The organism is Ralstonia chuxiongensis, from assembly GCF_024158925.1.
Classification (GTDB): domain Bacteria; phylum Pseudomonadota; class Gammaproteobacteria; order Burkholderiales; family Burkholderiaceae; genus Ralstonia; species Ralstonia chuxiongensis.
In genome coordinates, this window is sequence record NZ_JAMYWC010000001.1 from 184137 (window position 1) to 210315 (window position 26179).

General features: G+C 62.6%; 21 protein-coding genes. 17 read left to right on the forward strand and 4 right to left on the reverse strand.

The features are described from left to right. Positions 1–352: 352 nt before the first annotated feature. On the reverse strand, positions 353–853 hold the full coding sequence (locus NKG59_RS00790; protein ID WP_253534381.1) for a lecithin retinol acyltransferase family protein: 501 nt from the start codon (positions 851–853) through the stop codon (positions 353–355). A gap of 334 nt (positions 854–1187) precedes the next feature. Here NKG59_RS00790 and NKG59_RS00795 point away from each other — a divergent pair, with 334 nt between their 5' ends. From NKG59_RS00795 to NKG59_RS00875, 17 genes are all read left to right on the forward strand, one after another. After that, complete coding sequence (locus NKG59_RS00795; RefSeq protein ID WP_045203907.1) at positions 1188–1610, forward strand: Hsp20/alpha crystallin family protein; 423 nt, start codon at positions 1188–1190, stop codon at positions 1608–1610. 17 nt (positions 1611–1627) lie between these two features. Beyond that, the gene (locus NKG59_RS00800; RefSeq protein WP_253534383.1) at positions 1628–2992 is read left to right on the forward strand and encodes an MBL fold metallo-hydrolase RNA specificity domain-containing protein; all 1365 of its coding nucleotides are present in this window, start codon (positions 1628–1630) and stop codon (positions 2990–2992) included. Beyond that, positions 2989–3930 (forward strand): ribose-phosphate pyrophosphokinase, encoded by a 942-nt coding sequence (locus tag NKG59_RS00805; protein ID WP_253534385.1) that lies wholly within the window; start codon positions 2989–2991, stop codon positions 3928–3930. Before NKG59_RS00800 ends, NKG59_RS00805 begins: the two co-directional genes overlap by 4 nt. A 29-nt stretch (positions 3931–3959) precedes the next feature. Further along, complete coding sequence (locus tag NKG59_RS00810; RefSeq protein WP_045203905.1) at positions 3960–4238, forward strand: DUF1488 family protein; 279 nt, start codon at positions 3960–3962, stop codon at positions 4236–4238. A 10-nt stretch (positions 4239–4248) separates the two neighbouring features. Beyond that, positions 4249–5796 (forward strand): thymidine phosphorylase family protein, encoded by a 1548-nt coding sequence (locus NKG59_RS00815; RefSeq protein WP_253534387.1) that lies wholly within the window; start codon positions 4249–4251, stop codon positions 5794–5796. A gap of 214 nt (positions 5797–6010) precedes the next feature. Continuing rightward, positions 6011–6445, forward strand: coding sequence for a hypothetical protein (locus tag NKG59_RS00820; RefSeq protein WP_253534389.1), 435 nt, complete (start codon positions 6011–6013; stop codon positions 6443–6445). 298 nt (positions 6446–6743) lie between these two features. Continuing rightward, positions 6744–7829: an efflux RND transporter periplasmic adaptor subunit gene (locus NKG59_RS00825; protein WP_253534390.1), complete on the forward strand. Its 1086-nt coding sequence runs from the start codon at positions 6744–6746 to the stop codon at positions 7827–7829. After that, positions 7829–10942 carry an efflux RND transporter permease subunit gene (locus NKG59_RS00830; RefSeq protein ID WP_253534391.1) on the forward strand — a complete coding sequence of 1038 codons (3114 nt, stop codon included), beginning with the start codon at positions 7829–7831 and terminating at the stop codon, positions 10940–10942. Before NKG59_RS00825 ends, NKG59_RS00830 begins: the two co-directional genes overlap by 1 nt. Further along, positions 10939–12195 (forward strand): TolC family protein, encoded by a 1257-nt coding sequence (locus NKG59_RS00835; protein WP_253534392.1) that lies wholly within the window; start codon positions 10939–10941, stop codon positions 12193–12195. The genes NKG59_RS00830 and NKG59_RS00835 overlap by 4 nt, the downstream gene beginning before the upstream one ends. Positions 12196–12240: 45 nt before the next feature. Continuing rightward, positions 12241–12765, forward strand: a complete 525-nt coding sequence (locus tag NKG59_RS00840) for a cytochrome b (RefSeq protein WP_045203900.1) — start codon at positions 12241–12243, stop codon at positions 12763–12765. A gap of 35 nt (positions 12766–12800) precedes the next feature. After that, positions 12801–15092 (forward strand): heavy metal translocating P-type ATPase, encoded by a 2292-nt coding sequence (locus tag NKG59_RS00845; protein ID WP_253534398.1) that lies wholly within the window; start codon positions 12801–12803, stop codon positions 15090–15092. 5 nt (positions 15093–15097) lie between these two features. Next, complete coding sequence (locus tag NKG59_RS00850) at positions 15098–15742, forward strand: hypothetical protein (RefSeq protein ID WP_253534400.1); 645 nt, start codon at positions 15098–15100, stop codon at positions 15740–15742. A gap of 630 nt (positions 15743–16372) precedes the next feature. Next, positions 16373–17077 (forward strand): ABC transporter ATP-binding protein, encoded by a 705-nt coding sequence (locus tag NKG59_RS00855; protein WP_253534402.1) that lies wholly within the window; start codon positions 16373–16375, stop codon positions 17075–17077. Then, a complete protein-coding gene (locus NKG59_RS00860) occupies positions 17071–19440 on the forward strand; it encodes an ABC transporter permease (protein WP_253534404.1) in 2370 nt (789 codons plus the stop codon). The genes NKG59_RS00855 and NKG59_RS00860 overlap by 7 nt, the downstream gene beginning before the upstream one ends. Then, the gene (locus tag NKG59_RS00865; RefSeq protein ID WP_253534406.1) at positions 19437–20606 is read left to right on the forward strand and encodes an efflux RND transporter periplasmic adaptor subunit; all 1170 of its coding nucleotides are present in this window, start codon (positions 19437–19439) and stop codon (positions 20604–20606) included. Before NKG59_RS00860 ends, NKG59_RS00865 begins: the two co-directional genes overlap by 4 nt. Positions 20607–21287: 681 nt before the next feature. Next, complete coding sequence (locus NKG59_RS00870; RefSeq protein WP_045203894.1) at positions 21288–21995, forward strand: succinate dehydrogenase iron-sulfur subunit; 708 nt, start codon at positions 21288–21290, stop codon at positions 21993–21995. A 30-nt stretch (positions 21996–22025) separates the two neighbouring features. Then, positions 22026–22301: a cupin domain-containing protein gene (locus NKG59_RS00875; RefSeq protein ID WP_045203893.1), complete on the forward strand. Its 276-nt coding sequence runs from the start codon at positions 22026–22028 to the stop codon at positions 22299–22301. 765 nt (positions 22302–23066) lie between these two features. Here NKG59_RS00875 and NKG59_RS00880 read toward each other — a convergent pair. From NKG59_RS00880 to NKG59_RS00890, 3 genes are read right to left on the reverse strand one after another with little or no spacing between them, the layout of a single operon-like run. Then, the gene (locus tag NKG59_RS00880; RefSeq protein ID WP_253534408.1) at positions 23067–24239 is read right to left on the reverse strand and encodes an aminotransferase-like domain-containing protein; all 1173 of its coding nucleotides are present in this window, start codon (positions 24237–24239) and stop codon (positions 23067–23069) included. A 3-nt stretch (positions 24240–24242) separates the two neighbouring features. After that, positions 24243–25832 carry a class I tRNA ligase family protein gene (locus tag NKG59_RS00885; protein WP_045203891.1) on the reverse strand — a complete coding sequence of 530 codons (1590 nt, stop codon included), beginning with the start codon at positions 25830–25832 and terminating at the stop codon, positions 24243–24245. 10 nt (positions 25833–25842) lie between these two features. Next, positions 25843–26172, reverse strand: coding sequence for a cupin domain-containing protein (locus NKG59_RS00890; RefSeq protein WP_045203890.1), 330 nt, complete (start codon positions 26170–26172; stop codon positions 25843–25845). Positions 26173–26179 lie beyond the last annotated feature (7 nt).

The following is a 26179-nucleotide window of genomic DNA, read 5'->3' on the forward strand; positions in this document are numbered from 1 at the left end:
TGTCAACCAACGTCCGATCGAACCTTGATGTTCGTGCTTGAGGCGGTACGGCGGTTGATGCGGATCAACCACGGGCCAAGTCCCGCCGCTTTTCAGCAGACAGATCTGCGTTGCGGCTATAGGCGGCGTACGCGCGATGGCGGAAACAGTCTCCAGCAACCGGCCTGGTGACGGAAGAAGACGATGGCAAGTGGGCGGGCAGATGTCGTCAATTCCGCTCGCACGCAGCCGCAATCAACGCCGGGGCAATGCAGGCGCGTGATTCGCAGATGTGGTGTGTCGCTTAAGCCAAACCACTTGGCTACCAGACCGCGCAGCGAGGTGTCGTATTGGGGCATGGTGCGCTCCGGCGTCATACGGGCTGAGCCGGTGGCTGTGCAGTGCGCCATTCGGCGGAAAGTGCCACCAGCACCAGCTTGAATAGCGTGCGCGCAGCGCGTATGGGGCTTTTCAGGCACGCCTCCACCTGTGCGCTGCGACATTCTCCAAACAGGCACCACGAACAGAAATGCTCGCAGTTGTTGGTCAGCAGCCGATAGTTGCGCTCGCCCAGGCGTGAACCGGCTCGGCGGGCGACTTCTTCGCCGTCATAGCAAGGACTGGCGTCGCACTGAATGGTTACCGCAAAGCCGCATGCAAAGCTGCCAATGGAGATGCGCTCGACCGGCCCGCAGCGCTGACGGTGGCAGAAGCCGGCGTAGTGAATCACCTGCCCGTTGCCGACATAGATGCCGTGGTGTTCGTATCCATTGCGTTCTGCCACAAGGTGCGCGCCAACAGGAAGCACCGCGTCGAAAGCGGCGGAGTCGCGCGAGCCACTCCACTGGGCGATGCATTCGATGTTCTGGCTCATGGCGCGCTCCGTTGTACTGGCTCGTTGTCGGGTTCCGGGGGCGATTCGACAAGATGCTGCGTGGCCTGTTGGCGTTTCACCAGTATTGGCAGCTTGCTCGCCGTCGTCATGCAGGCTGTGCTGAGAATGCTGTCGGAGCTGCGGGTTTCCATGTCAGAAAAGCCTGACAAGGTGGCCGGCGTCTCAGAAGCGATGTGCTGGGTAAGAATCCCATGACGCCTTGCAGTGGCCGCTCTGCGCGCCCGTTGATCTGCCGCAAGGCGTTCCGGCACCGCCGTGCCACGATGAATCTGTTAGCCCGAAGATCCCCAGGGCCAATCATCAGGAGGCAGTCATGAGTCAACTCAAGCGTTATGACCCGTTCGCCATCGAGCCGGTTGGCGACATTTTCCAAGGGCTCCTGCGCTCGTTTCGCGGCGGCATGGATGGCGCGCTGCCGTTCAAGGTGGACGTGACCGAGTCCGACAAGGCATACAACGTTGTCGCAGAAATCCCGGGTGCGAAGAAGGAAGATATCGACGTGACGGTCGATCGCGGCACGGTCATGATCTCGGCCAAGGTGGAACGCCACTCCGAGGAGAAGGAAGGCGAGCGCATCATCCGCAGCGAGCGCTACAGCGGATCGATGCAGCGCATGTTCACGCTGGATGCGGCGGTCGATGAAACCAAGGTCGACGCAACGTACGAGAACGGACTATTGCGCGTGACGCTGCCCAAGAAAGAAGCGTCTCAACAGCAGCGCGTCACGATTCGCTGAGCGTCAGGGGGTGTGGCATGCGGCTGCAATTTCTTGGCGCCACCGACACGGTGACCGGCTCGAAGTACGTGCTTGAGACCGGCGCACGCCGTGTCATGGTCGATTGCGGGCTGTTCCAAGGCTACAAGTCATTGCGCTTGCGGAACTGGGACAAGCTCGCCGTCAACCCGCACCACATTGATGCGGTCGTGCTCACGCATGCCCATATCGACCACAGCGGCTACCTGCCGCTGCTGGTCCGAAATGGCTTCCATGGCCCGGTCTACTGCACGAAAGGCACGGCGGAACTGTGCAACATCCTGCTGCCTGACAGCGCTCGGCTTGCGCAGGAGGATGCGCACTACGCCAATGCCGAGGGGTTCTCGCGCCATCATCCCGCCTTGCCGCTCTACGATGAAAAGGACGCTGCCAGGGCATTACGCCGTCTGCATCCCGTTGATTATGGCGAGCGCTTTCCCGTTGCTGAGGGCGTGGAAGCGGAGTTCCACCGCGCAGGACACATCATCGGTGCCGCTACGGCGACATTGCTGGCCGAGGGCCGTCGCATCGTCTTTTCTGGCGATCTGGGGCGGCAGGTCGATCCCGTCATGCGGCCACCCGAGCCCATCGCGGAGGCCGATACCTTGCTGGTCGAATCCACCTATGGCGATCGCGTGCATCCGGAGGGTGACCCGCTCGATGCACTCCAGCAGGTTGTGCAGCGGACAATCGGGCAGGGCGGCACGCTGCTGATTCCCGCCTTTGCGGTGGGGCGTACGCAAGAGCTGTTGTACTGCCTCTACACGCTGATCCGCGAACATCGGATTCCGCATGTGCCGATCTACCTAGACAGCCCGATGGCCGAACTGGCGACCGGGGTGTTTGCGCATCATGTGGACGATCTGCATATCGGGGCTGCCGACTGCCAGGCCGCTTGTGCGTTGGCTGTGCCGGTGCAGAGCCCCGAACAGTCGAGGCATTTGGGGAGCGATCGCGCGCCTAAGATCATCCTTGCGGCAAGCGGCATGGCAACGGGCGGCCGTGTGCTGCATCACCTCAAGAGCTTTGGTGGCGGTAAGCGCAACGCCATCCTGATGTCAGGATTCCAGGCGGCAGGCACACGTGGCGCGGCGCTGTTGGCCGGTCAACGGGCATTGCGGGTGCACGGACGTGAGGTCGCCATCCGGGCCTCGGTTGAGCAGATTCAGAATCTGTCCGCCCATGCGGACGCCAATGAACTGATGGTCTGGTTACGGGGCTTCACGCGGCCGCCACGGCAGACCTTCATCGTGCATGGCGAGCCGGCCGCCAGCGACGCCTTGCGCCAGCGCATCGAGCGCGAACTACAGTGGTCAGTCCGCATGCCGGAGTATCGCCAGTCCTACGATCTGGAGGGTGCATGACTTCGCCGGTCGTTGCTCTGGATCCGCAGCGTGTGCTGATTGCCATGCCGGGCTGCGAAGCCGCCACCATGCGCCTTGCCACGCCGCTGAGCGCCGAGTTGGGCCATGCGGCCGTGAGCCACTTCCCTGACGGTGAATCCTATGTGCGGCTCTACACGCCCGTGCAAGGCGCCGAAGTTGCCATTGTCTGCACGCTCGATCATCCTGACGAGAAGCTGTTACCGCTGCTCTGGCTCGCGATTGCCGCACGCCAAGGCGGGGCGCGCCGTGTTGGATTGATTGCGCCGTACTTGGCGTACATGCGTCAGGACGTCATCTTCAAAGCGGGCGAGATTCGCGCAGCAGAACACTTTGCGGCCTTGCTGAATCCGGTATTCGATTGGCTTGTCACGGTGGATCCGCATTTGCACCGCATTTCACATTTATCAAATGTCTATCGCATGCCGACGGTGGCCGTGGAAGCCGCGCCTGCCATTGCTGCATGGATCCAGACTCACGTAGAGGCGCCGTTCCTGATCGGGCCCGACGACGAAAGCAGGCAGTGGGTCGAGCATGTGGCAGGCCTTTGCCAGGCTCCATGGGCAGCGTTGACCAAGACGCGACACAGCGCATGGCACGTGGAAATCGCGGATTTGCCAAACATTCCACCGCGGTGTGTGCCGGTGCTGGTAGACGACATCATCTCGACGGGGCGCACGATGCTCGCCGCGGCAAGCTTGCTACAGCGTGCGGGCAAACCGCAGCCGGTTTGCGTTGGCGTGCACGCTGTGTTTGCCGCCGACGCGTACAGCCAGCTTTGCGCGGCAAGCGCAGAGATCGTGACGTGCGACACCATCCCTCACCCCTCGAACGAGATTGCACTCACAGAGCCGTTGGTTGACGCCGTTTCAAGCATGTTCGATTTACCCCTGCCTTCGGGCAAGCAGGTGCTTGTTTGACCAGGGCACTTTCGTATCTGGAGGCCATCATGAAAGAGATCAGGTTCCTGCCTGACGAGCCGACATACTGCGACGCAGGGCCGCGTCTGCAATGCCGCGCGTCGGTCGATGGCAGCTCCGCAAGCTATGCAATCACGGCGGAGGCTCTTGAGGACCACTTTGGCGCCCGCTCCTGCCGGTCGGACGATCTGCTCAGCGCATTCAAAGAGCACCGCGGTGATATCGAAGACGTCGCCCGCATGCTGTTCGAGCAGACTGGTTCCAAGGAGATCACGCTACACAGCGGGCACTTCCGTTTTGCCGGCTGACGCGCATGTCATGAGCACCCTCTCCATGCCCACGGCTGACGCACCCGTCGTGCCGCCGGGGTGCCTCAGGTTCAAGGCGCTTGGCATTGATACGTGGCAAGAGCACGTGATCTACATGCATCCGGACAGCGCGATCTGCCGGTCGGAGGGCTTCGCTGCGCAGGCGCGTGTGGAAGTCCAGATCGGGCAGCGATCGACGATCGCCACGCTGAACCTGGTCGGGTCGGAGCTGCTAGAGAAGCATGAGGTGAGCCTGTCAGCCGCCGCGGTCGATGCGTTGATGGCGCGCCCAGGGGACGAGGTCTGCGTCAGGCATGCGCCGTCGCTCGAGTCGCTGCGCGCCTTGCGGGCCAAGATCTACGGTGGGCATCTGGACGCCAGGCAGTTGCACGAGATCATTGCGGACATCTCGAACGAGCGCTATGCCGATGTCCATATCGCAGCCTTCCTGAGTGCCTGCGCATCGGGCCGCATGACCATCAAGGAAACCATCGACCTCACGCAAGCCATGGTCGATTCGGGCGAGCGCCTGCAGTGGGACCGCGCGGTCGTGGCAGACAAGCACTGCGTAGGCGGTCTGCCCGGCAATCGCACCAGCCCCATCGTCGTTGCCATCTGTGCGGCGGCGGGGCTGCTGCTGCCCAAGACTTCATCGCGTGCGATCACCTCGCCAGCGGGTACCGCCGACATGATGGAAACACTCACCCGCGTCAACTTGACCGCTGCTGAGCTGCGATGCGTAGTGGGGCAGGTTGGGGCATCGCTCGCGTGGGGTGGGGCATTGAGCCTCAGCCCGGCGGACGACGTCTTGATTCGCGTGGAAAGGGCCCTTGATGTCGACAGCGATGCGCAGCTTGTGGCGTCCATTCTTTCTAAGAAGATCGCAGCCGGGTCCACCCATGTGCTGATCGATGTGCCCGTGGGCCCGACGGCCAAAGTCCGTAGCGTCGAAGATCTCGAACGCCTTGAAATGCTGCTCAAGCGCGTGGCCCACGCATTTGGGGTGCAGGTTCTAGTGGTGCGCACGGATGGCGCGCAACCTGTTGGCCGTGGAATCGGCCCCGCTTTGGAAGCTAGAGACGTTCTGGCCGTACTTGAACGATCCCCTACGGCGCCGTTCGACTTGCGGGAGCGGTCATTGTTGCTCGCCGGTGCATTGCTGGAATTCTGCGGCGCCGCTGTGGCCGGAACGGGGCTGGACATGGCAACCGGCCTGCTGGATAGCGGAGCCGCATGGCGGAAGTTCGAAGCGATTTGCGAGGCGCAGGGCGGCTTGCGGATCCCCGGAGAAGCCGTCTTCCGCCGAGACGTCGTTGCCGAACAAAATGGCATCGTCACGAACATCGACAACCGCCACCTTGCCCGCATCGCCAAACTTGCGGGCGCACCGATGCGTCAAGTTGCGGGGGTCGAAATGCATGTGCGACTGCGCGATCAGGTGAGTGTCGGACAACCGTTGTTTACGATTCACGCGCAAGCCTCGGGCGAGCTGGAGTATTCGTCGGCATATGCGTTGTCGCATGCTGTGGTGGGTCTGTCTTCAACCGCAGTGGGCTGACATCAAGCCGTCCTGACGGATGCATCAGGACCCAACAAAAGGAGACTTGCCGCATCGTCAGTTGCTGTTTCGGGACGTGTAACAACGCTCGTGCGAACCGCTTGCCCGCCGGACTTTCGCCGGCGATTTGGATGTGTGGTGCCGACAAATAAAAGGCACATTGCGTTACAATCTTGAAATGTCACGTGCGACCGCAAGCATCTCGCTTCGGGCAATGCTGTTGTTGACCATTGTGTTGATGCAGCTGCTAAGCCCGCTTCTGCACGGCCATCTCGGAACACCGAAACAATTTGGCCTGCACGTGCACACCGCGGTTCCTGCCGCAGTTGATTCTCATTTCCAATCCGTAGCGTTTGCCCACCGTCCTCTCATTGAGGAATCGGCCGTGGCCGGTCGTCATGACTTGACATTGACGAGCCAGGAACCCTTCGAGGTGGATGTCGAGCCTGCCATTGGCCCTGCAGATCTGGGTGCATTTCTTTGGGCAGCGGCGGCGCCAGGGGTATCCGCGCTGACGTTCCTCCTGCTTGCGGCGCTTGCTCTCGCCGCAGTGTTGCGTCCCGCCTATCGGCCAACGCCCGTTCGAGCGCGCTGGCGCGATCGCATCAATCGGCCACCTCCTGCACAGGCGCCTCCACTGCAGTTCTGATCCGTACCCGGTTGACGGCCGGCGAGCGGGTTGCTCCGCAACTTGTTGACTTGCAACAAGCCTCTCGTGTCTGCATTGGCGATGATGAATGAGTCAGAAGTGTTGTCTTCTGACTCATGGCGCACGCCTGACGCTACGCGGTGGTAGCAACTCCACTTCCCTTCGGCCATCCACCGTAAGAGTTTGTCGTTCGCGTCGCATGGAAATGCTGGGCGACGGTTGGTCTTTAGGTCGCCCGCGTATGCGCGGCAATCAGAGGCAGCGTCCGTGGCGTTGCCTCCGAGGATTGGAGTCAGGCATGTCTTTCAAACGAATCGTCGCGGCCAGTGCGTGTATTGCGCTGATCGCGTTTCCCCTTGAGCAGGCCGCTGCCCAAGCAGGCGCCCAGGTGGTGCCGCTATCGGCTGAGCAGGCGCGCTCCCTGGGCGTGCGTTTCAGCCCGGTCGCCGCTTCTTCAGGGTTGGAGGTCGGCACGCACGCGCGTGTGGTCTTCAAGCCGGATGCGCAATATGTGGTGGCCGCCCCATACGCGGGCATGGTTCCCCGGGTGTTGGTGTCGATTGGGCAAACCGTTCGGGCGGGCCAACCGCTGGCGGGTTTTCTGAGTCCGCAGCTCTTCGAAACCAGTCGCGCACTGACGGAAGCCAACTCGCAGGCGCGGCTCGCGCAGCAGTCGCTCGCTCGCGACAAGGCGCTGTACGACGACGGCATCATCGCAGCAAGCCGCTGGCAGGCAACGCAGGCGCGGGCCGCTGAGGCCGGTGCCATGGTGAAGGCGCGCAGGGCAGAGCTGGCCTCCGCAGGCATTGCATTCAGCGGCGCGGGCGGTGAGGCGCAATTGGTTGCCAGCCGTGGCGGTGTGGTTTCCGAAGTCAACGCCGTTCCGGGGGCGCGAGTAGAAGCTGCGGCACCGCTTTTCAGGATTGTTGACCCAGCGGCTCTGGAGCTGGACATGCTCGTTGGCCGCGACATACCGGTGCCGGCCACAGGCGACCGCATCGAGATCGCACAACGCGGCGCGGGCGGCACCGTCATTGGTGTTGCGCCTTCCGGTGATGGCACAGCGGGTGTGCGTGTGCGCGCGTCGCTGGAGCGACGTGGGGACCTGCGCGCCGGAGAGAGCGTCAATGTCACGCTCAAGCTGCGCAGCGCGGCCAATGCAAACGCTCCGGGCCTGCTGCGGGTTCCTGTGGCTGCGTTGGTCTACGTGCGGGGCGCGCCCGGCGTATTCGTCGCAACCGATAAGGGTTTCCGCTTCCAGGATGTCGCAGTCGCCAGTACGGATGACGCCATTGCCGTCGTCCGTGCCAACCTGCCAGCGGGTACACGCGTGGCGGTGACAGGTGTCGGTGCGCTCAAGGGCTTGCTGGCGGGAGAGCAGTGATGTTGCCCCGCCTGATTGAGTTCTCTTTGCGCCAGCGCGTGCTGGTGCTGATCGCGGCTGGCGTGCTCGCTGTGGCCGGCGTGTGGGCGTATCTGAACCTGCCGATCGATGCGTTTCCCGATATCTCGCCGACGCAGGTCAAGGTCGTGCTGAAAGTACCGGGCATGACCCCGGAGGAGGTCGAGCAGCGGGTCTCCACGCCCATCGAGCAGGAGCTGCTCGGCCTGCCGCACAAGACGATCGTGCGCTCGGTATCCAAATACGGCATCAGCGACGTGACCGTCGATTTTGAAGAGGGCGTAGACGTCTACTGGGCGCGCCAGCAGGTATCGGAGCGCTTGGCCGGCTTGGCGCGCGATCTGCCGTCGACCGCCGTGGGCGGCCTGGCGCCCATCACCACGCCGTTGGGCGAGATGTTCATGTTCACGGTGGAGGGCGATGGCTATTCCCTGGCCGAGCGGCGCCGCGTGCTGGACTGGGTGATCCGGCCAGCGCTGCGCACCGTGGCAGGCGTGGCCGACGTCAACGCCCTGGGCGGCGAGGTGCGCAGCTATGAGGTAACACCCGACCCGGCCCGCTTGCGTGCGCGCTCCGTCACCCTTGAGCAATTACGTCAGGCGCTGGACGCCAATAATCGCAACGACGGCGCGGGGCGGCTGGACCGCGGAGACGAGCACTGGGTCGTGCGCGTGGAAGGTGGCATACGCGGACTGGACGATTTGCGAGCGATTGTCGTCGTGCCGGCGCAGGGCCTGACTTCCGCCCCTGCGGTCACGGTGGGCGATGTTGCCACCGTCCGGCTGGGCGAGGCCACCCGCAACGGCGCTGTCAGCAAAGACGGCAACGGTGAAGCGGTTGAAGGGCTGGTGCTGGGCCTGCGCGGCAGCGATGCCCGCAAGCTGGTCGAGGCGGTGCAGGAGCGGCTGGATGCGCTAGGGCCCCAGTTGCCGAAGGGCATGTCGACCCACGTCTTCTACAACCGCGGCGAGCTGGTAACCCGTGCGGCCAATACCGTGGTTCGCGCCCTGATTGAGGCCAGCGTGCTGGTCGTCATCACGTTGTATCTGTTCCTGGGTGGGGTGCGGTCGGCCCTGGTCGTGGCGGCCACACTACCGCTGTCGATGCTGGCGACCTTCCTTCTGATGCGCTATGTGGGCTTGACGGCCAACCTGATGAGCCTGGGCGGCCTTGCTATTGCACTGGGCATGCTTGTGGACGCCGCCGTCGTCGTGGTCGAGAACATCGAGACGGCCATGGCGCGTGCACAAGACCACAAGACCGATCCTGCGCTGCGCGGTGCGGTCATCCGCCATGCTGTGGCAACGGTAGCGGTACCGATGCTGTCGGGCGTCTCGATTATTGCCATCGTGTTTCTGCCGCTGCTGTCATTGCAAGGTCTGGAGGGCAAGCTCTTCGGGCCGGTAGCGCTGACCATCGTGCTGGCGCTGGCCTCGTCCGTGGTCATTGCTTTTACGGTGGTCCCGGCGCTCGCTTCGTTGCTCTTGCTTGCGCATGCAGATGAGCCCCCCTGGTTGATGCGAAAGGTCGCGAGCGGTTTTGCACGAATCCAGGCATGGACGACAACGCATCGCCGCACGGTCTTCGGCCTGGCGGGGGCGGCGTTGGCGCTGGCCGTGGTGTTGTACATGTCGGTCGGCAAGACATTCATGCCGACGATGGACGAGGGCGATCTGATCGTGCAGTTGCAGAAAGCGCCGTCGGTTTCGCTCACGGCGTCGCTGGACATGGACCAGCGCGTGCAGCAGGCGCTGCTCAAGGAGGTGCCGGAAATACGCTCGATCGTTGCGCGCTCGGGTTCGGATGATCTCGGCCTTGACCCAATGGGGCTGAACGAAACCGATACCTTCCTGGTGCTCAAGCCCAAGGATCAGTGGCGCGGCAGCAAGGAAGACATCGCGATTGCGATCCGGCGCGTAATGGAGCGCTTCCCAGGCGTGATCTACGGCTTCACGCAGCCCATTGAGATGCGTGTCTCGGAGATGCTGACCGGCACACGTGGCGACGTTGCCATCAAGCTGTTTGGCAGCGACCTTGCCTCGATTGACGCAGCCGCGCAGGCCATTGCTGCCAAGGTCCGCACCATCCCGGGTGCGGCAGAGGTGATCGCGCCCAGCAACAGTGGCGTGCAGTACCTGAAAGTCTCGCTGAACCGCGCTGCGGTCGGTCAGGCCGGCTTTTCCGGCGACGCCCTCCAGGCGCAACTGCGCGCCCTGATCGAGGGCGACCGGATTGGCGTGGTGCCTGAGGGCATCGTCCGCACGCCGTTGATCCTGCGTGGTGGAGCAGGCTTGCGACAGGCGCCCGAAAACCTGACCAACCTCCTGGTAACGGCACCCGACGGCAAAGTCTGGCCGCTCACCTCTCTGGCACGTATCGAACGCGTGGATGGGCCCGTGCGCATCAACCACGAAGATGGCGCCCGGTTTGCCGTGATCCAGGCCAATGTCGATGGTCGGGACCTGGCAGGTTTCGTGCAGGAAGCCCAGGCAGCAGTCAGCGGTATTGGCACGTTGCCAAAAGGATTGCGGGTGGTGTGGGGCGGCCAGTTCGAGAACCAGCAACGCGCTGCAGCGCGTCTTGCGTTGGTTGTCCCATTGGCCCTGTGCGCAATCTTTCTCTTGCTGATGTTGACGTTCCGCTCGGTGCGGCAGGCAGTGCTGGTGGTCGCCAACATTCCGTTTGCGCTCGTGGGTGGCATTGCGGCGCTGCGGATTTCGGGCGAATACCTGTCGGTGCCGGCCTCCGTTGGCTTTATCGCGCTGCTCGGTATCGCGGTACTCAACGGCGTGGTGCTGGTTTCGCACTTCAACACGCTGCTGGAGTCAGGTTTGAGCATGACGGAAGCCGTGCGCGATGGCGTGCGCGACCGCCTGCGGCCCGTCCTGATGACGGCCTGCATTACCGCTCTGGGGATGATTCCGCTGCTGCTGGCCAGCGGGCCGGGGTCAGAGATTCAGCGGCCGCTGGCGATCGTGGTATCGGGCGGGCTGATTTCTTCGACCGCGCTGACGCTGCTTCTTCTGCCCCTGCTGTTTGAACGTTTTGGGTTGCCTCGGCCGCGTGCGGCCGCTGGGCAGGGAGATTCGCAATGAGGTTGAATCTGTTTCGCATCGTATTGGCGGGAGCGAGCACGATGCTGCTTTGCGGCACCGCCGCGCAAGCGCAAGGCTCGCCGACCTATCTGCCGGCGGAGAGCGCAGTGCGCGAGGCCGTCGCGCAGTCGCCCGACGTGCTGACGGCAGAGGCCCGCCGCGATGCCGTACTGGCGCGGGCTGATGGCATTCGCGCCGGCACTGCGGAAACCGTCGTGCGCGCAATTGGCCAAGGGCGCCAGGTGCGCGATCCCTCCGAGCGCCATGCCGAAGGGCAGATAGCGGTGGAGCGTCCATTGCGGCTTTGGGGCAAAGCGCAAGCCGATGGGCAATTGGCCGATGCCGCCGCCGAGGCTGGGCAGTTGGCCGTCAAGGATGCGCGCCACGAGGCATCGCGCCAGATTCTGGCCCTCTGGTTTGGCGCCGTGCGTGCGGGGCAGGCGCGCCAGGCAGCGCAGGAGAATGCCAAAGCGGCTGCCGACCTGGCGGCGCTGACTGCCCGAAGGGTGCAACTGGGCGATGCCTCTCGCCTGGATGCCGAACTGGCCGCCGCCGATCGGGCGCGCACGGAAGCTGCGCTGGCAACAGCCGTCGCAGCGGAACAGACGGCGCAGGCGGAGCTGCAAGCCCGATTTCCGGGGTTGGGGCGCCCCTCGTTTAGCGCCGATACCGTGGTGCCCGCATTGCCGCAAGATCCCCCAGATCGATTGCGTACCCAGTACATTCAAGACAGCCACGAATACCGTCTCGCCATGGCAGAAGAGGTTCAGGCACAGCAAATGGCCAAGCGCGCAGATCTGGAGCGTCGGCCTGACCCGACCGTCGGCATGTTCGTTACGGTGGAGCGCGGCGGTGCGGAACGCATCATGGGCGTGAGCGTTGCCGTGCCGATCGGTTCGGTGCATCGTCGCTCTGCGGCGTTGGCGGCGGCTGCCGATGCGGAAGCGGCTGCTCGGCGCAGATTGGGTTCTGAGCGTCGGCTGGGTGCCGAATTCGACGTGCTCTATGGCAACTTGCAAGGCAAACGGGCGAGCGCGCAAGCGCAGATGGAAGCGGTTACGCTGCAGAAAAGCGCATCCGACAGGGCAACGCGTTCATATCGGGCAGGTGAGTCGGGCTTGACTGAACTACTGGCAACGCGCCGTAGTCTGGCCGAGGCCCTGCTGGCCGAGCGGCTCGCCCGCGTTGATCTGCTGGAGGCAGACAGCCGCCTCAAGCTCGATCTGCACCGGATGTGGGACTTTGACGATTGACCTGCTCCAGCCTCACCCTTTACTCAACACATTCTGGATAACGCTATGCAATCCGAACAGAAATACTCCCTCACCATGCGCTCGCTCCATTGGCTGGTGGTTCTGGCGGTGTTGATCGCCGTCGTGGCCATCGAAATCATGGATTTCTTCCCGAAAGGCAGCGCTGAGCGTGCCGCTTTATTCATCGTTCACCAGACAGCGGGGCTCTCCGTGTTCGCCCTGATGGTGTTGCGTCTGCTGGCCCGGGTGGGCACACAGGCACCGCCTCCCGTGCCGGGCTCACCGCTGGTGCAGCTTGTCGCGCGACTCACGCACGGCGCGCTCTATGTCCTGATGGTCGGCATGCCCGTTTTGGGCTTGCTGGCACTGGCTTTGGCGGGCAAGCCGATTCAACCATTCGGACTGGATCTGACGCTGGCATTGGCGCAGGACAAGTCGTTGGCCCACTTGGCCAAGGAAATTCATGAGTCGGGCGCCACGGTCGTCTATATCGTGGTCGGGCTGCATGCCGCCGCGGCGCTCTGGCACGAGTTCATCCTGAAGGATCGCCTGCTGCGCCGAATGATCTAGCGCACATGACAACTGCGCCGACAAGAGACTCGACGATGCACTCTCCGCGCTTGCTCGCCAACGTTGCATTGCTCGCCTTGCCGGTGCTGACCATGGCGGCGGGGTTATGGGCACGGTACCTCGGTGCCGATGCGCTGGCGCGGCAACTCTGGCTGATTGGCGTCGTGCCGAACTGGGTGGCCCTGGTCGTCACGATTATTCGGTCGCTGGTGCGACGGCAGGCCGGCGTGGATATTCTGGCGGTCCTGGCGATCACCTTTTCACTCTGGTCGGGTGAGGTGCTCGTCGCGGCGGTCATTGCGTTGATGCTTGCGACGGGGCGCGCGCTGGAAGACTTTGCCCAGGCGCGTGCGGAACGCGAGATGACTGCGTTGCTGGGCCATGCACCCAAGCGGGCCAATCGCTTCGAGGGGGGGCAGTGGCGCCAAGTCGGTCTGGAACAGGTTCAAGCGGGCGACCGCCTGCTGGTGCGGCACGGCGAAGTCGTACCGGTGGATGGCACTTTGTCCGGGCCGGCCGATCTGGATGAATCCACATTGACAGGAGAATCGGTCACCCGCCGTCGCCTGACGGCGGATGCCATTTGCAGCGGTGTGCTGAATGTGGGCGCCGCTTTCGAAATGATCGCCAGTGCGTCTGCTGAAAAAAGCACGTTTGCGGGCGTTGTCCGGCTGGTCAGTGCGGCGCAGGCGGAACGCAGCCCCTCCGTGAGGCTGGCTGACCGGTACGCCTTTGCCTTTGGGAGCGTCGCCGTTCTCCTGGCGGGGGCAAGCTGGATCCTGACCGGTGATTCTGCGCGTTGTCTTGCCGTGCTCGTCGTGGCCACGCCGTGCCCGTTGATCCTGGCGGTGCCTGTCGCCATCGTTTCAGGGCTGTCGCGTTGCGCCAAGCGAGGCGTGCTGGTCAAGGGCGGCGGCGCGCTGGAGAGACTGGCGTTGGCCGACACGCTGTTCTTCGACAAAACCGGCACGTTGACCAGCGGATATGCACGACTGGTCAACGTTGAGTGCGCACCGGAGTACGCTGCCGACGTTGTGCTGAGCCTGGCCGGTTCACTTGCACAGGCATCGAATCACGTCACGGCAGAAGCCGTTGCCAAGGCCGCGCGCGAACAGGGCGCAACGCTGCGACTGCCCAGTGCGGTGGTCGAGAGTCCAGGAGCCGGCGTTTGCGGCCGCGTTGAAGGTCATGTCGTGTCGATCGGCGCGTTGCCTTATGTCTTGGGTTCGGCTGATGTACCGCGCTGGGTGGAGGCGTTCGTCAAGCGCGTGAGCTATGCCGGTGCGTCGGCCGTCTTTGTCGGCGTGGACGGTCAACTGGTGGGCGCATTGCAGTTGATTGACCGGGTCCGTCTTGAGGCGCCTCGCGCGCTGCGACTCCTGCGCCGGGAGGGCATCACACGACAGGCAATGTTGACCGGGGATCGGCCAGATGTTGCTGAATCCGTTGCGTCCATGTTGGGGGTGACAGAGGTCTATGCGGCCCTGTCGCCGGCGGCCAAGCTCGGGGTGATTCGGGATGCCCGAACGGACGGCAAGGTGATCATGGTCGGCGATGGCGTCAACGACGCGCCTGCGCTCGCCGCTGCGGACATTGGCGTGGCAATGGGTGCGCGCGGCGCGGCAGCCTCTTCGGAAGCTGCGGATATTGTCTTGTTGGTGGACCGCCTGGATCGGCTCGTTGATGCCGTCCGCATAGCGCACCGCACACGCCGCGTCGCGCTGCAGAGCGTGATGATCGGCATGTCGCTGTCGCTGGCCGCCATGGTTGTCGCAGCGCTGGGGCATCTACCACCCTTGGCGGGCGCGATGCTGCAAGAGGTCATCGATGTCTTGGCGATCGCCAGTGCGTTGCGCGCCCTGCGACCGACACCAGACGAGACAACCCGTTCACTCGTCTCTGCAGACGTCGAGCGCCTCAAAGCCGAACACGCGGAGTTGGAACCGATTCTGAGCCGGATCCGAGTGGTCGCCGACACGCTGCCTCATATGGCCGGCAGCGCGGCAAAAACCTCGTTGCTATCGCTCAATCAGTCCTTGGCAGACGTGCTGGTACCGCATGAGCGCCGAGACGATACCCAGCTCTATCCAGACGTCGCCCGCCTGCTCGGTGGAGATGACCCAATGGCGGCAATGAGCGCCATGCATCGCGAGATATTCCGAATCACGAACCTGCTGGGCCGGATCGTGGCAGATGTTTCCTCTGACGGACCCGATGCCGCAGTGACGCAAGAGCTGCAACGCTTGCTCTACGGGCTGGATGCCGTCGTGCGGCTGCATTGCGCACAAGAAGACGAACTGTTCCATGTACTCAGTGAGGAGGTGTGATCGTCATGACGAACCTGCTCGCATTGTTCGTGACCATCCTGTTGCTGAACGTGATGCCGGCGTTCGCACCGCCGACGTGGATGGTGATGTCATGGATCGGCTTCTCACGGCCTGATGCCAACCCGGTGCTTCTGGCGGGCATTGCCGCTTGCGCAGCAACCGTCGGCCGCCTGGTTCTGGCGCGGCTATCCTGCACGCTCGTACGCAATCGCTGGATGCGCGAGGCCGATCGCCAGAACGTCGATGTCGTTCGCTCCTGGCTCGAAGAACGCAAAGGTATGACGGTTGGTCTGATGCTCGCGTACGCGTTCAGCCCGTTCCCGTCGAACTACATCTTCATAGCCTACGGCTTGACCGGGATGCGGCTTTGGTTGATCGGACTTCCGTTCTTCGTGGGCCGCTGGATAAGCTATCTGACCTGGACGCGCATTGCCCAGATTGGTGCCCGTTATCTGGACGTGGAGACGGAGATTGACGGCGCGTATATGGGCGTGTACTTCGTCGTGTCGCAGGTCGTGTTTCTGGCTCTCGTCTATGGGTTTGCCAAACTGGACTGGCAGTACCTTCTGCAAGCGAAGCGTCTGCGCTGGCGGCGACCGGATTCAATCGCATCGTCCGCCAAAGCCGCACGGACAAGGGCAGGGCGATGAGCAGACCCACATGCTTTGCGTAAGGAATGCGATGGGCGGCGCCTGCTTCTGGCCTGGTCGCCGCGCATGTCATCGACAGTGCTCATTTTGAGTGGGATATCAATGCCCTGAATGCGCGGCGGATTAGCGAGACGTTGGCCCTGCAGCGCTGGCATCTGTACTGATTGAGGTAGGTCAACGTCTGGCGGGCAAATGCAAGTAGCCTGAAAGAACCAGTGCGCTGGCCCTCTCTTCTTCGCCCGGAAAATCCTTCTCAGACATGCGGAGCCAGAGCTTGAAGAGGCTGGCATGCATGACAGCCCCGTGTGCTTTGCAGGAGATCGATATGTCGGCCTGGGCAATTGAACAGTACCGGGGCTGCTCCATTCATATCTTGGCGGTCGTTGGACGGTGCGATGGATTCAAGTACGCCTACACCGGCTTTATCTGTTCGCCCAAGTCAGCCGCGCTGGAATATCCAGACCTCGAGCGCTTCCACCACGTCGCTGCAGACTTTGACTCTGTGGATGGCGCAATTGAAGCCGGCATGCAGGTGGGCCGAGCAATTGCTGAACGCTGGGCCTCGCCGTCAGGGCGGGGCCGAACATCTGAGCGGCTCACTCGCCCGCCTCCCTAGCCAGCCGGTGTGTTGTGGAAACGGTGTTCAACATTCAGGCCGTCAGCAAGGTCTATCCAATGGGAAGCGTGAGCGTGCGCGCCCTGGAACACGTCGACCTGCAACTCGGGGCGGGTGAGATCGTTGTGCTGCTCGGGGCGTCGGGCAGCGGCAAATCCACGTTACTCAACCTGATGGGCGGGCTGGATACGCCAACGACAGGTTCCATCGTGTATCGGGATCACGATCTTTCCCACGCGGGAGACAGAGGGCTTACGCGATTCCGACGGGAGCATGTCGGATTCGTTTTTCAGTTCTACAACCTGATTCCAAGTCTGACTGCTCGCGAGAACGTCGCACTGGTGACGGACATCGCAGAGCACCCGCTGGACCCCACCGAGGCGCTGAACCGTGTGGGGATCGGTGCGTTGGCGGACAACTTTCCCTCGCAAATGTCGGGGGGTGAGCAGCAACGTGTTGCCATCGCCCGCGCGGTCGCAAAGCGGCCGGATGTCCTCCTGTGCGATGAGCCGACAGGTGCGTTGGATTTTCGGACGGGGCAACTGGTGCTAGAGGTGCTCGAGCAGGTGAACCGCGAGTTCGGCACTCTGATTGTCATCGTCACGCACAACGTCGTCATCGCCGACATGGCGGATCGTGTCGTCCGGATGAGCAGCGGAACCATTGTCGAGCAACACCGCAACGCACAGCGTGCCCGAGTGGGAGATCTGGCATGGTGACCATGCTTGTCCGGCTACTCTGGCGAGACCTCTGGCAAATGAGGGCGCAGGTCTTGGCGGCAGTCCTCGTTGTCGGGTGCGGTGTTGCCACGTTTGTTGCGATGCGCAGCACCTATCTGGCTTTGTTGAACGCCCAGCAGGACTACTACGCGTCATACCGCTTTGCCGATCTCTTCGTGCATCTGAAGCGCGCACCACTGGAGACGGCTTCGCGCATTGCTGCATTGCCCGGCGTGTCACATGTGGACGCGCGGGTGGTGTCAGATGTCACGGTCGACATTCCCGGCCTTTCCGAGCCAGCCACAGCGCGCCTTGTTTCGATCCCGGAACTCGGGTGGCCCGCGCTGAACCTACTGCATCTTCAAAGCGGCCGATACATTTCGCCGGGCCGAGAGGACGAAGTACTGGTCAGCGCGGCCTTCGCTGAAGCCAACAGCCTGCGAGCGGGCCAATACTTCAGCGCCATATTGAATGGCCGCTGGAAGCGGCTGCACATTGTTGGTCTTGCAATCTCGCCGGAGTATGTCTACGAAGCAGGCGCGGGCTCCATCTTCCCGGACAACCGTCACTACGGCGTGGTGTGGATGGGAACGAATGCGGTTTCGGCAGCGTTCCGCATGGATGGCGCCTTCAATGATCTCGTGTTGTCTCTCGATAGCAGCGTGCCCGCGCCGCACGTCATCGCGCAGATCGACCGAACGTTGCTACCGTATGGCGGACTTGGAACCATCAGCCGGGAAAACCAGATATCGAATCGCTTCATTACTGACGAGATCGCGCAAAACCGGGTAACTGCCACCTATGTGCCGGCCATCTTTTTTCTCGTCGCGATGTTTCTTTTGCAGAACGTCCTGACCCGGCTGATCGATACGCAACGCTCACAGATCGGCTTGATGAAGGCGTTTGGATACAGTGACCTTTCAGTCGGTTTGCATTACCTGCAGCTTGGTTGCGTCGTTGCTGCCGCAGGCACCCTTGTCGGTATTGGAGGTGGATTGGCGTTGGGGACGTATCTCACAGACCTCTACGCTAGGTACTACAGGCTTGCCCACCTCGAGTTTCGCGCCGATCTTTCGACCATGACCTGGGCGTTCTTCATCAGCTTCGGAACGGCAATCGGTGGTGCCATCGCGAGCACTGCCAAGGCCATGAGATTGATGCCCGTAGAGGCGCTTCGCGCAGTCGTTCCGCCTGCGTTTTCAGTGGGCTGGGTGGAGCGGGCCGGCATCTATCGGCAACTGAGCGTGGTGTGGCGAATGATTGCGCGCAATATCGCGCGCCAGCCCGTCAAGTCGCTCCTGGGTTCCTTGGCCATTGCATGCGCGAGCGCGATTCTCGTCGTTGGCGGGTTCTTCTTCGATTCAATCGATTTCCTTTTCGATACGCAATTTCAGCAGATCGAGCGCCAGGATGTGACGGTGGCCTTTTCTCAGCCGTTATCCCACCGCGCCGTCTACGCGATCGAGCGTCTGCCGGGCGTGCTGAAGGTCGAGGGGTTTCGCGATGTGCCGGTCAAGCTATCCGCTGGGTATCGGTCTCGGCGGGTCTCGCTGAGCGGAATCGCTCAGAAGGCAGCTCTGCACAGGCTGGTTGATGATGAGGGCAGACCGCTGCATATGCCCCCGGATGGCTTGGTGGTTTCGGCCAGACTTGCCGCCGTTCTTGGCATAAAACCCGGTGATCCGGTCACCATTGAAGTGCTCGAAGGAGAGCGCCAAACCAAACAAGTCACGTTGATGCAGCTGTCGGGCGATCTGGTGGGCGTCGCGGCCTACATGGACCAGACGGCACTGGCGAAACTCCTGGGGGAGAGCGGAAACTGGTCAGGAGCGAGGCTGTCTGTCGATCAGCATGCGGCTGCACATCTGTATGCGACGCTCAAGCGGCTGCCGTCGGTCAATGCAGTGGCGGTTCGCCAGTCCGTCATCGCCAGCTTTCGTAAGATCATGGATGAAAGCGTTCGTCTGTCCACGTCCATCAACTTCGCCTTTGCCTGTGTGATTGCGTTTGGTGTGGCGTTCAATGGCATGCGCATCGCTTACTCGGAACGTGTTCAGCAGTTGGCTTCCCTGCGCGTGCTCGGGTTCACGCAGACCGAAGTCGCTTGGATTCTGCTTGGGGAGCAGTTTGTGCTCACCGCCATTGCGCTGCCAGCCGGACTCCTGCTTGGCTATGGCGTATGCGGGCTCCTCGCGACTCGGCTGGCAACTGACTTGTACCGCCTTCCGCTTGTGGTTCATGCGGCGACCTTCGCTTACGCATTCCTTGTCGCCGGTGGGGCGGTGGTGTGTTCGGGCCTGTTGGTAGCGGCCAAGATCAGACGGTTGGATATCGTCGCCGTCCTCAAGGCAAGAGAATCATGAAGCCCGGCGCTGTGCGAAAGTCACTGGCTCTTGCGGGTGCCGCGCTTGCGCTGGCATTGACGCTCGCGTATGCGCTCTGGCCAGCGCCTGCGGCAGTGGACACAGGGCGCGTCACACGTGGGCCGCTTCAAGTCACGATCGACGAAGACGGCGAAATTCGTGCGCATGATCGTTACGTCATCACGGCGCCGATCACAGGCCGACTGCTTCGGGTTGAGCTGCATGAAGGCGATCAGATCAAAGGCGGGCAGGTGATCGCCGCCCTGGTGCCGGTGCCGATGACGCCGGGGGAGGGGGCATCGCAACGAGCAAGGGTTGATGCGGCAGAGGCAATTTTCCGAGAGGCCCAGGCGCGGGCCGCTCACGCCAGGGCGGACTACGAACAAGCTCGCCGGGACCTGGCCCGGGGCGAAACGCTTCTGAGCAGCGGCGCCACGTCGAGGCAGGAAGTGGAGCAGATGCGGACCATGTCCGCCTCGAGCGCCAGCGATCTGTCAGCAGCACGCGCAAGGGAGACGTCGGCCGCAGCCGATGTGCGCGTCGCCATGGCGAATCTGAAGGCGTTGGAAGCAGGGCAACCTGTTGAAGTCCGGGCACCGGCCAACTCGGTGCTGCTACGTATCGAACAGCAAAGTGAGCGCGTCGTGCTTGCAGGTACGGCCCTCATGGTCTTAGCTGACCCTTCCCGCTATGAACTGGTCGTCGACGTGCTGTCGACCGATGCTGTCAAGATCAGCCCCGGAATGCGCGTATCGGTAGTGGAGTGGGGTGGCCCACTAGCGGTCAACGCCACGGTACGGACAGTCGGTCCGGGGGCTTTTACCAAGGTGTCGGCGCTGGGGGTCGAAGAACAGCGCGTCCATGTTGTCGCGGATCTTGTGGACCCACCCGGAAAGTTGAACGATGGGTACCGCGTACAAGGCCGCATTGTCATCTCGGACCAGCCTGATGTACTCAAGCTACCGATCGGCGCGTTATTCCGCTGTGCCGACCACTGGTGCACGTTCATCGTCGAGAATGGAAAAGCTGTCCAGCGAATCATCCAGATCGGACAGCGCAACGCGGAAGAAGCCCAGATACTCGACGGGCTTCAGGACCACGACACTGTGGTCGTTTATCCTCCAACCACGCTTAGTAACGGCATGAGCGTGCGGCCCCTGAAATAGGCAATCTGAGCGCCCGCTGCGTCCCGGGGGGTAGATAGCGACACCGAAATCCTGTGACTGCAACGTAGGCGTCCGAGCATCCTCCGGACACAAGTAAAGGTCAGCCCAAAGTAGAGGGCTGGCCCAACTTGTTCGTCATTCGGCTACACAATCCACATAGCGAGTCGTACAGGTTCGCGGGCGGACATAGCGATTACCCACGCAGCCGCGGTTGAAACTCGGCGGGCCGAGCTGCGTTCCCCGTACGCGGAGAGCTGCCGCTGATGCGTCCGGCCTACTCCCTCCGTTCATCTCGATCCTACTAGGGCGGCCTATGCCGTGCATTGGTGTTGTCGCTGATTATGTCTAGTCTGTGTGTGGCAGGACATGCGTCAGCGAACGGCGCCGCCTTGCCGCAGAATGCAACCCGCCCGTAACGAGCGGCATGGCTGGAGGAGGTCGATCAGTGAACGTGGCCACGAGCTAGGTGATGGGCGCCCCGTAGTGGCGGCAGCGATCCGCCCAGAACTGAGCCACGTCACCATGACCGACTTTGCTTTTTATATCACATTGTGATACATCTAAAGCATGCATGCATAAGATGATGTCGCGAAGCGGTGCCCTCATGGCCGCTGTCAGAACCACGTGCGTAGCAGTGCCTATGCGCAGCGATGCTGGTGCAGGGAACGACGGGAAAACTCCATGGCCGAGTCCAGAACGTTCGACATCTTCCGCTACGATCCGGACCGTGACACCGCGCCACACATGCAGACGTTGGAGATCGACATCACGTCAACTGACAGGATGCTACTCGACGTCTTGGTGCGGCTGAAGGCGCTCGATGAAACGTTGAGTTACAGGCGCTCTTGCCGGGAAGGCGTATGCGGTTCAGACGCGATGAACATCAATGGAAAGAACGGTCTTGCCTGTACGACGAACCTTCTCGATCTGCCACGCCATACGGTTTTGCGCCCGTTGCCCGGCTTGCCGGTCGTCCGCGACCTGATCGTCGACATGACGGCATTCTTCAAGCAATACCACTCGATCACGCCATACCTGATCAACGATACGCCACCACCTGAACGCGAGCGCCTCCAGTCGCCGGACGAACGCGATCAACTTGACGGGCTCTACGAATGCATCCTGTGCGCCTGTTGCTCGAGCGCTTGTCCATCGTTCTGGTGGAACCCCGACAAATATGTCGGCCCCGCAGGGCTTCTACAGGCATACCGCTTCCTCGTGGACTCACGCGATGAGGGCACGAATGCACGGCTCGACAATCTCGAGGATCCATATCGACTGTTCCGCTGCCGCTCGATATTGAATTGCACCGACGTTTGCCCGAAAGGACTGAACCCAGCGAAGGCGATCGGCGAGATCAAAACCATGCTAGTACGCCGGATCATTTAAACCGTTTTGGAGAAAGGAGCAAAAACCATTATGGCAACACCACGAGCGGCGCCAGGGGAACTGATCGACGTGCGACCGCTCGGTCCGGGCGTGAAGAGCGCCAAGTCGGTCTCGCTCATGCGGTCCGACCATCTCGAGGTCATACGGCTCGTGCTTCCAGCCGGCAAGCGGATTCCCGAACACCGCGCGCCAGGTGAAATTACCGTGCAGTGCCTCGAAGGAAGCTTGACGTTCGGCACGGACGTCGCTGTACGCACGATGCACGCCGGGGACTTGCTCTTCATCGTGCCGGGCCAAGCGCACTGACTCGAGGCGCTCGACGACGCGTCGGTACTGGTCACGCTCTATTTGCCACAAGGTCACGGGGAAGGGGGATGAGGCAATATCGTCGGCTCATGGGGCGACGGAGTGCGAACGTCTATACGGATCTTGAGCGCACCGAGCTCATTCAGCTCTTGGCGTCAGCGCCCGGAATACGCCACGTCGAGATCACGAAAAGCACCCGAAGGGGGCTATCGCACTTGCTTCGATCTGTCGATGGACGTTGTCGACGATTTCGTCGCCTACTTGGAAGATCACGACTGGATGTCGGCGATGTAGCGACCTGAAGGTCCGTTCATGGCCGAAAGAGGACGATCAACGCGTCGCTGATCTCACCTTTGGTGCCAAGGCGAGACTGTCGAGAAAGGTACGGACCTCCTGCTTTTGTTGCTCAGTATGTCGATTTGCACGGAATCCTGACTCACGGGGATTCGGCGCAAATCAACAGTTCGAGCTCTATTACATGCGTGATGGCAGGCTCACCAGGACGAAGAAGGTCGCAGGCGATGCTTCTTTCCCGAAGAGCTGCAGGCGATTTGTGGGCTCAACGGACTCAATGTCGTGGCGCGGCTTGTCGACTACGATGGCTCATCATTTACCTCACGCTCGCCGAAGGAAATCTTGTTTTGTCGTGCGTCGTAAAAGCCGTGCCCGGTCGCTGTTAGCTTAGCCCCACTTGAGTACCTATTAAGGGGCCTAAGTGCTGACGCGGCGTAACGGTCAAAGTTATTTCTCGGACACAACGCTCGCTCAGGCCGCTACAGTCCCAACGGCGATTTGCCTCGGCCTATAGAGCCGCGTATGCAACACGTCCAGGTGTGCCAGCCCTTGCGCGATGCTGGACATCGGCAGATAGCTGAAGCACAGCCGGACGTGGTTGAGGCTGGCCGGGCCGTAGTGCTGGCCGTGCACCAAACGCACATCGTGCTCGCGGCGCGCTGCGTCGATGAAGGCCTGCGCATCGGTGCCAGCCACCAGCCGAACCCAAAACGAGAACCCGCCGCGTGGCATGGTGTAGTCGGGCTCGCAGAAGCGGCTGCCTTGAAGCAGCTTGTGCAGAGCATCGCGCTTTGCGCGGTAATGCGGGCGCAGCCGCGCGATGTGCGTATCGAGCACGTCCGACCGCATCAGTCCCAGCACCACGTTGCTCACGATCGGGCTCACGCCGCCGTCGCACTTGAGCCGCGCGAGTTGGCTGATGATGTCGGGCTCCGCCAGCACCCAGCCTACGCGCAGGCCCGGTCCCGCCACCTTCGAGATGGAGTGCACATTGATCACGTTGCCACCGGACGAAAGCCACTCGGTGAGGCCATCGTAGGGCAGTTCGGCGTAGACCAGATCCTGGACCAGCGGCACCCCGTGCTGCGCCAGCAGCGCTGCCACGCGGGCCATGTGCGCACGTGGCATATGGCAGCCGGTCGGATTGTGGAAGGCAGGAGTGGTGTAGTACAGCCTCACGCGGTGCGTTTGACGCAGAGCGGCTTCCAGCGCATCCAGGTCGACGCCGTCTGCTCCCATGCCGAGCTGCACTATGGTCGCCCCTGCCACCGAGAACGTGCGTAGCGCGCCCAGATACGACGGGTCTTCGGTCAGCACTACGTCGCCTGGATCGAGGTACAGGTCAGCCAGCAGTTGCACTGCTTGCGAGGCTCCGTTGGTCAGGATCACCTGGTCTTGCCGCACGCCGTGACGCAGCGCGATCTGCGTGCGCAGCTCCGGCAGGCCCAGCGCATCGGTGTACTGCGGCAGGTCGGCCGCCGATACGCCGGTGGCAGTGTCGAAGGCATCCGGCCAGGCAAGCTCTTTGAACAGAGCTGGGTCCGGCAGGCCGTAGGCGAAGTTGACGGCGTGCTTGCCGCCCGAGTAGTCGAACGCGGCAAAGTCTTGCGACAGGCGGCTGCGGTGCGAGGGGATCAGGTTCATGGGTCAGGCAGGCATGGTCGCGGCGGCGTGGTCAGGGCGAAAGCGCTCGTAGTAGGCTGCGATAAAGCTGGCGGGCACCGGTGCACTGAAGTAAGGAAAGTCGGCAGTGGCCTTTGGCAGGGCAGGCTGCACAGCGGACTCCTTGAGCGAGGGCTGCCAAGCCGCGCCAAAGAAGTGCTGACCGTAGCGGATCGCTAGCGCCGGCACCACCGGATACAGCAGGCTCAGGAACACCGACACGCGCTCCGCCTTCCATGCGCCTGTGCTCTCATGTGCCAAGCCCGACTCCTCGAAATACGCGTCGACGGCGTCGAGCGCGTCCCAGAAGCGCACGTCTTCGATGGCGCGAGCGTAACGCTGGGTGATGCCGCGCAGGGCGGGCGAAAGGCCACTGGCATCCACCGTGAGGGCTCCCTCGGCGTTACGGCGCAGCGCGTCTTCCCATGCGCGCAGATGCGTGGTAGCGGCAATCAGGCCGTCGATCTGGAAATCGTTGTCATTACCGCCAAACGGTTTGGCCACGCGCGCCAGCGCGTAGCGCAGGACGCTGGGTTCCAGCTCGCGGGCCACCTCGTCGGCCCACAGCGCGTGGTTGCGGCTGGTGGAGAACTTCTCGCCTTCGAGCTTGTAGAAATCCTGGATCGAATGGTTATCGGGGATGGGGTAGCCGCGCGCGAGCAGGGCTCCGCTCACGCCCACCGTGTAGTAGAAGCGGTTGTCCTGGCCCATGAAGAACAGCAGGTGCGTGTCGGGGTCGTGCAGCACCGCTTCGGCGTCCAGGCCGTCGCGGGCGCATTGCTCGCGGATGCCCGTGTCGTAACACCACAGGCCCTCGAACCAGGTGAGCAGCGTCTGACCAGCCACGGCTTCGGGCTGGTCGAGCACTACGCCGCGGCTGAAGTGGCGTGACATCGGCAGTGCATGGGCATCGCGAGCCAGCCAGCTGTGCTCTTTTTCGCGGATCACCTCGGGCCACGCGCTCCGCGAGATGGCCTCGTCAAGCGCCTGCGCCAGAAGCGGTACGTTGAGCACCGCTTGTCGAATCGGCCGCAACGTGAGCGCGTTGCCGCACGTGGCGTGCCGCGCATTGCGCAAGGTAGCGTGTTGCACAGCCAAGCCGCAGTTTTCGCATAGGTTGCTGTCTGTGGGTGCGCCACAAGCCGGGCAGTTGCCGGCAGCCAGCGAGTCAGCGACGAACTCGTCGCAGTGTGCGCAGTAGAGTTGCACTCCGTCGCGCACATCTACATAGCCTGCGTCCTGCAACTGGCGGAAGATCGCCAGGGCGTTGTTCTTGTGCGCGGCACTGGAAGTCCGCACGAACACGTCGGGTGTTATCTGCAGCGCGCGCAGGCACTGCAAGATTTCATCGATGTGCATCTGTGCGACCTCGTCGACCGGGCGGCCGAGCTTGCGGGCCTTCACGAGGGTGTAGGTGCCGTGCTCATCGGCGCCAGTGACGTGGTACGCCCGGTGGCCAGCCATGCGCTGGAAACGCACGAAGACGTCAGTGAGCAGGTAGACGCCGCCGATATGGCCGAGGTGCAGCTTGCCATTGGGGCAGGGCGGTGCGGGGCAAACGAAGTAGGTGCGCATATCGGTCAGGTCAGTCCCACCAGATGGAGAGGAATTTGAGGCTGGCATTCGGGTCGGTATTGCGGATGGCGTGTTTCTGGTGCGGCGGCATGTAGAACAACGTTGATTCGCCCACCAGGCGGATCTGGCCGTCGGCCTCGAACTCGCCGCGCCCCGAGATGAGCACCCACAGCTCGTGCTCGTGGTGCGCGTGCAGATCGACCGCCCCGCCCGGCACCACTTCCACCACCGACGTGCCGAACTGCGTCTGCAGGCCCTGCGGCAGGTGCTCCAGCAGGCGGCAGACCAGCACGCCGTACTCGTGCCGCATCATCGTGCGGTCGATCTGCTTCGTGTACACGTGTGCA

What these genes read in the sequence shown, in the direction of transcription:
- NKG59_RS00825 (WP_253534390.1), top strand. Translation starts at nt 6,744, where the DNA reads ATGTCTTTCAAACGAATCGTCGCGGCCAGTGCGTGTATTGCGCTGATC.
- NKG59_RS00800 (WP_253534383.1), top strand. Translation starts at nt 1,628, where the DNA reads ATGCGGCTGCAATTTCTTGGCGCCACCGACACGGTGACCGGCTCGAAG.
- NKG59_RS00820 (WP_253534389.1), top strand. Translation starts at nt 6,011, where the DNA reads ATGCTGTTGTTGACCATTGTGTTGATGCAGCTGCTAAGCCCGCTTCTG.
- NKG59_RS00870 (WP_045203894.1), top strand. Translation starts at nt 21,288, where the DNA reads ATGGCCGAGTCCAGAACGTTCGACATCTTCCGCTACGATCCGGACCGT.
- NKG59_RS00885 (WP_045203891.1), bottom strand. Translation starts at nt 25,832, where the DNA reads ATGCGCACCTACTTCGTTTGCCCCGCACCGCCCTGCCCCAATGGCAAG.
- NKG59_RS00790 (WP_253534381.1), bottom strand. Translation starts at nt 853, where the DNA reads ATGAGCCAGAACATCGAATGCATCGCCCAGTGGAGTGGCTCGCGCGAC.
- NKG59_RS00795 (WP_045203907.1), top strand. Translation starts at nt 1,188, where the DNA reads ATGAGTCAACTCAAGCGTTATGACCCGTTCGCCATCGAGCCGGTTGGC.
- NKG59_RS00875 (WP_045203893.1), top strand. Translation starts at nt 22,026, where the DNA reads ATGGCAACACCACGAGCGGCGCCAGGGGAACTGATCGACGTGCGACCG.
- NKG59_RS00880 (WP_253534408.1), bottom strand. Translation starts at nt 24,239, where the DNA reads ATGAACCTGATCCCCTCGCACCGCAGCCGCCTGTCGCAAGACTTTGCC.
- NKG59_RS00830 (WP_253534391.1), top strand. Translation starts at nt 7,829, where the DNA reads ATGTTGCCCCGCCTGATTGAGTTCTCTTTGCGCCAGCGCGTGCTGGTG.
- NKG59_RS00840 (WP_045203900.1), top strand. Translation starts at nt 12,241, where the DNA reads ATGCAATCCGAACAGAAATACTCCCTCACCATGCGCTCGCTCCATTGG.
- NKG59_RS00845 (WP_253534398.1), top strand. Translation starts at nt 12,801, where the DNA reads ATGCACTCTCCGCGCTTGCTCGCCAACGTTGCATTGCTCGCCTTGCCG.
- NKG59_RS00810 (WP_045203905.1), top strand. Translation starts at nt 3,960, where the DNA reads ATGAAAGAGATCAGGTTCCTGCCTGACGAGCCGACATACTGCGACGCA.
- NKG59_RS00865 (WP_253534406.1), top strand. Translation starts at nt 19,437, where the DNA reads ATGAAGCCCGGCGCTGTGCGAAAGTCACTGGCTCTTGCGGGTGCCGCG.
- NKG59_RS00835 (WP_253534392.1), top strand. Translation starts at nt 10,939, where the DNA reads ATGAGGTTGAATCTGTTTCGCATCGTATTGGCGGGAGCGAGCACGATG.
- NKG59_RS00815 (WP_253534387.1), top strand. Translation starts at nt 4,249, where the DNA reads ATGAGCACCCTCTCCATGCCCACGGCTGACGCACCCGTCGTGCCGCCG.
- NKG59_RS00860 (WP_253534404.1), top strand. Translation starts at nt 17,071, where the DNA reads ATGGTGACCATGCTTGTCCGGCTACTCTGGCGAGACCTCTGGCAAATG.
- NKG59_RS00805 (WP_253534385.1), top strand. Translation starts at nt 2,989, where the DNA reads ATGACTTCGCCGGTCGTTGCTCTGGATCCGCAGCGTGTGCTGATTGCC.
- NKG59_RS00850 (WP_253534400.1), top strand. Translation starts at nt 15,098, where the DNA reads ATGACGAACCTGCTCGCATTGTTCGTGACCATCCTGTTGCTGAACGTG.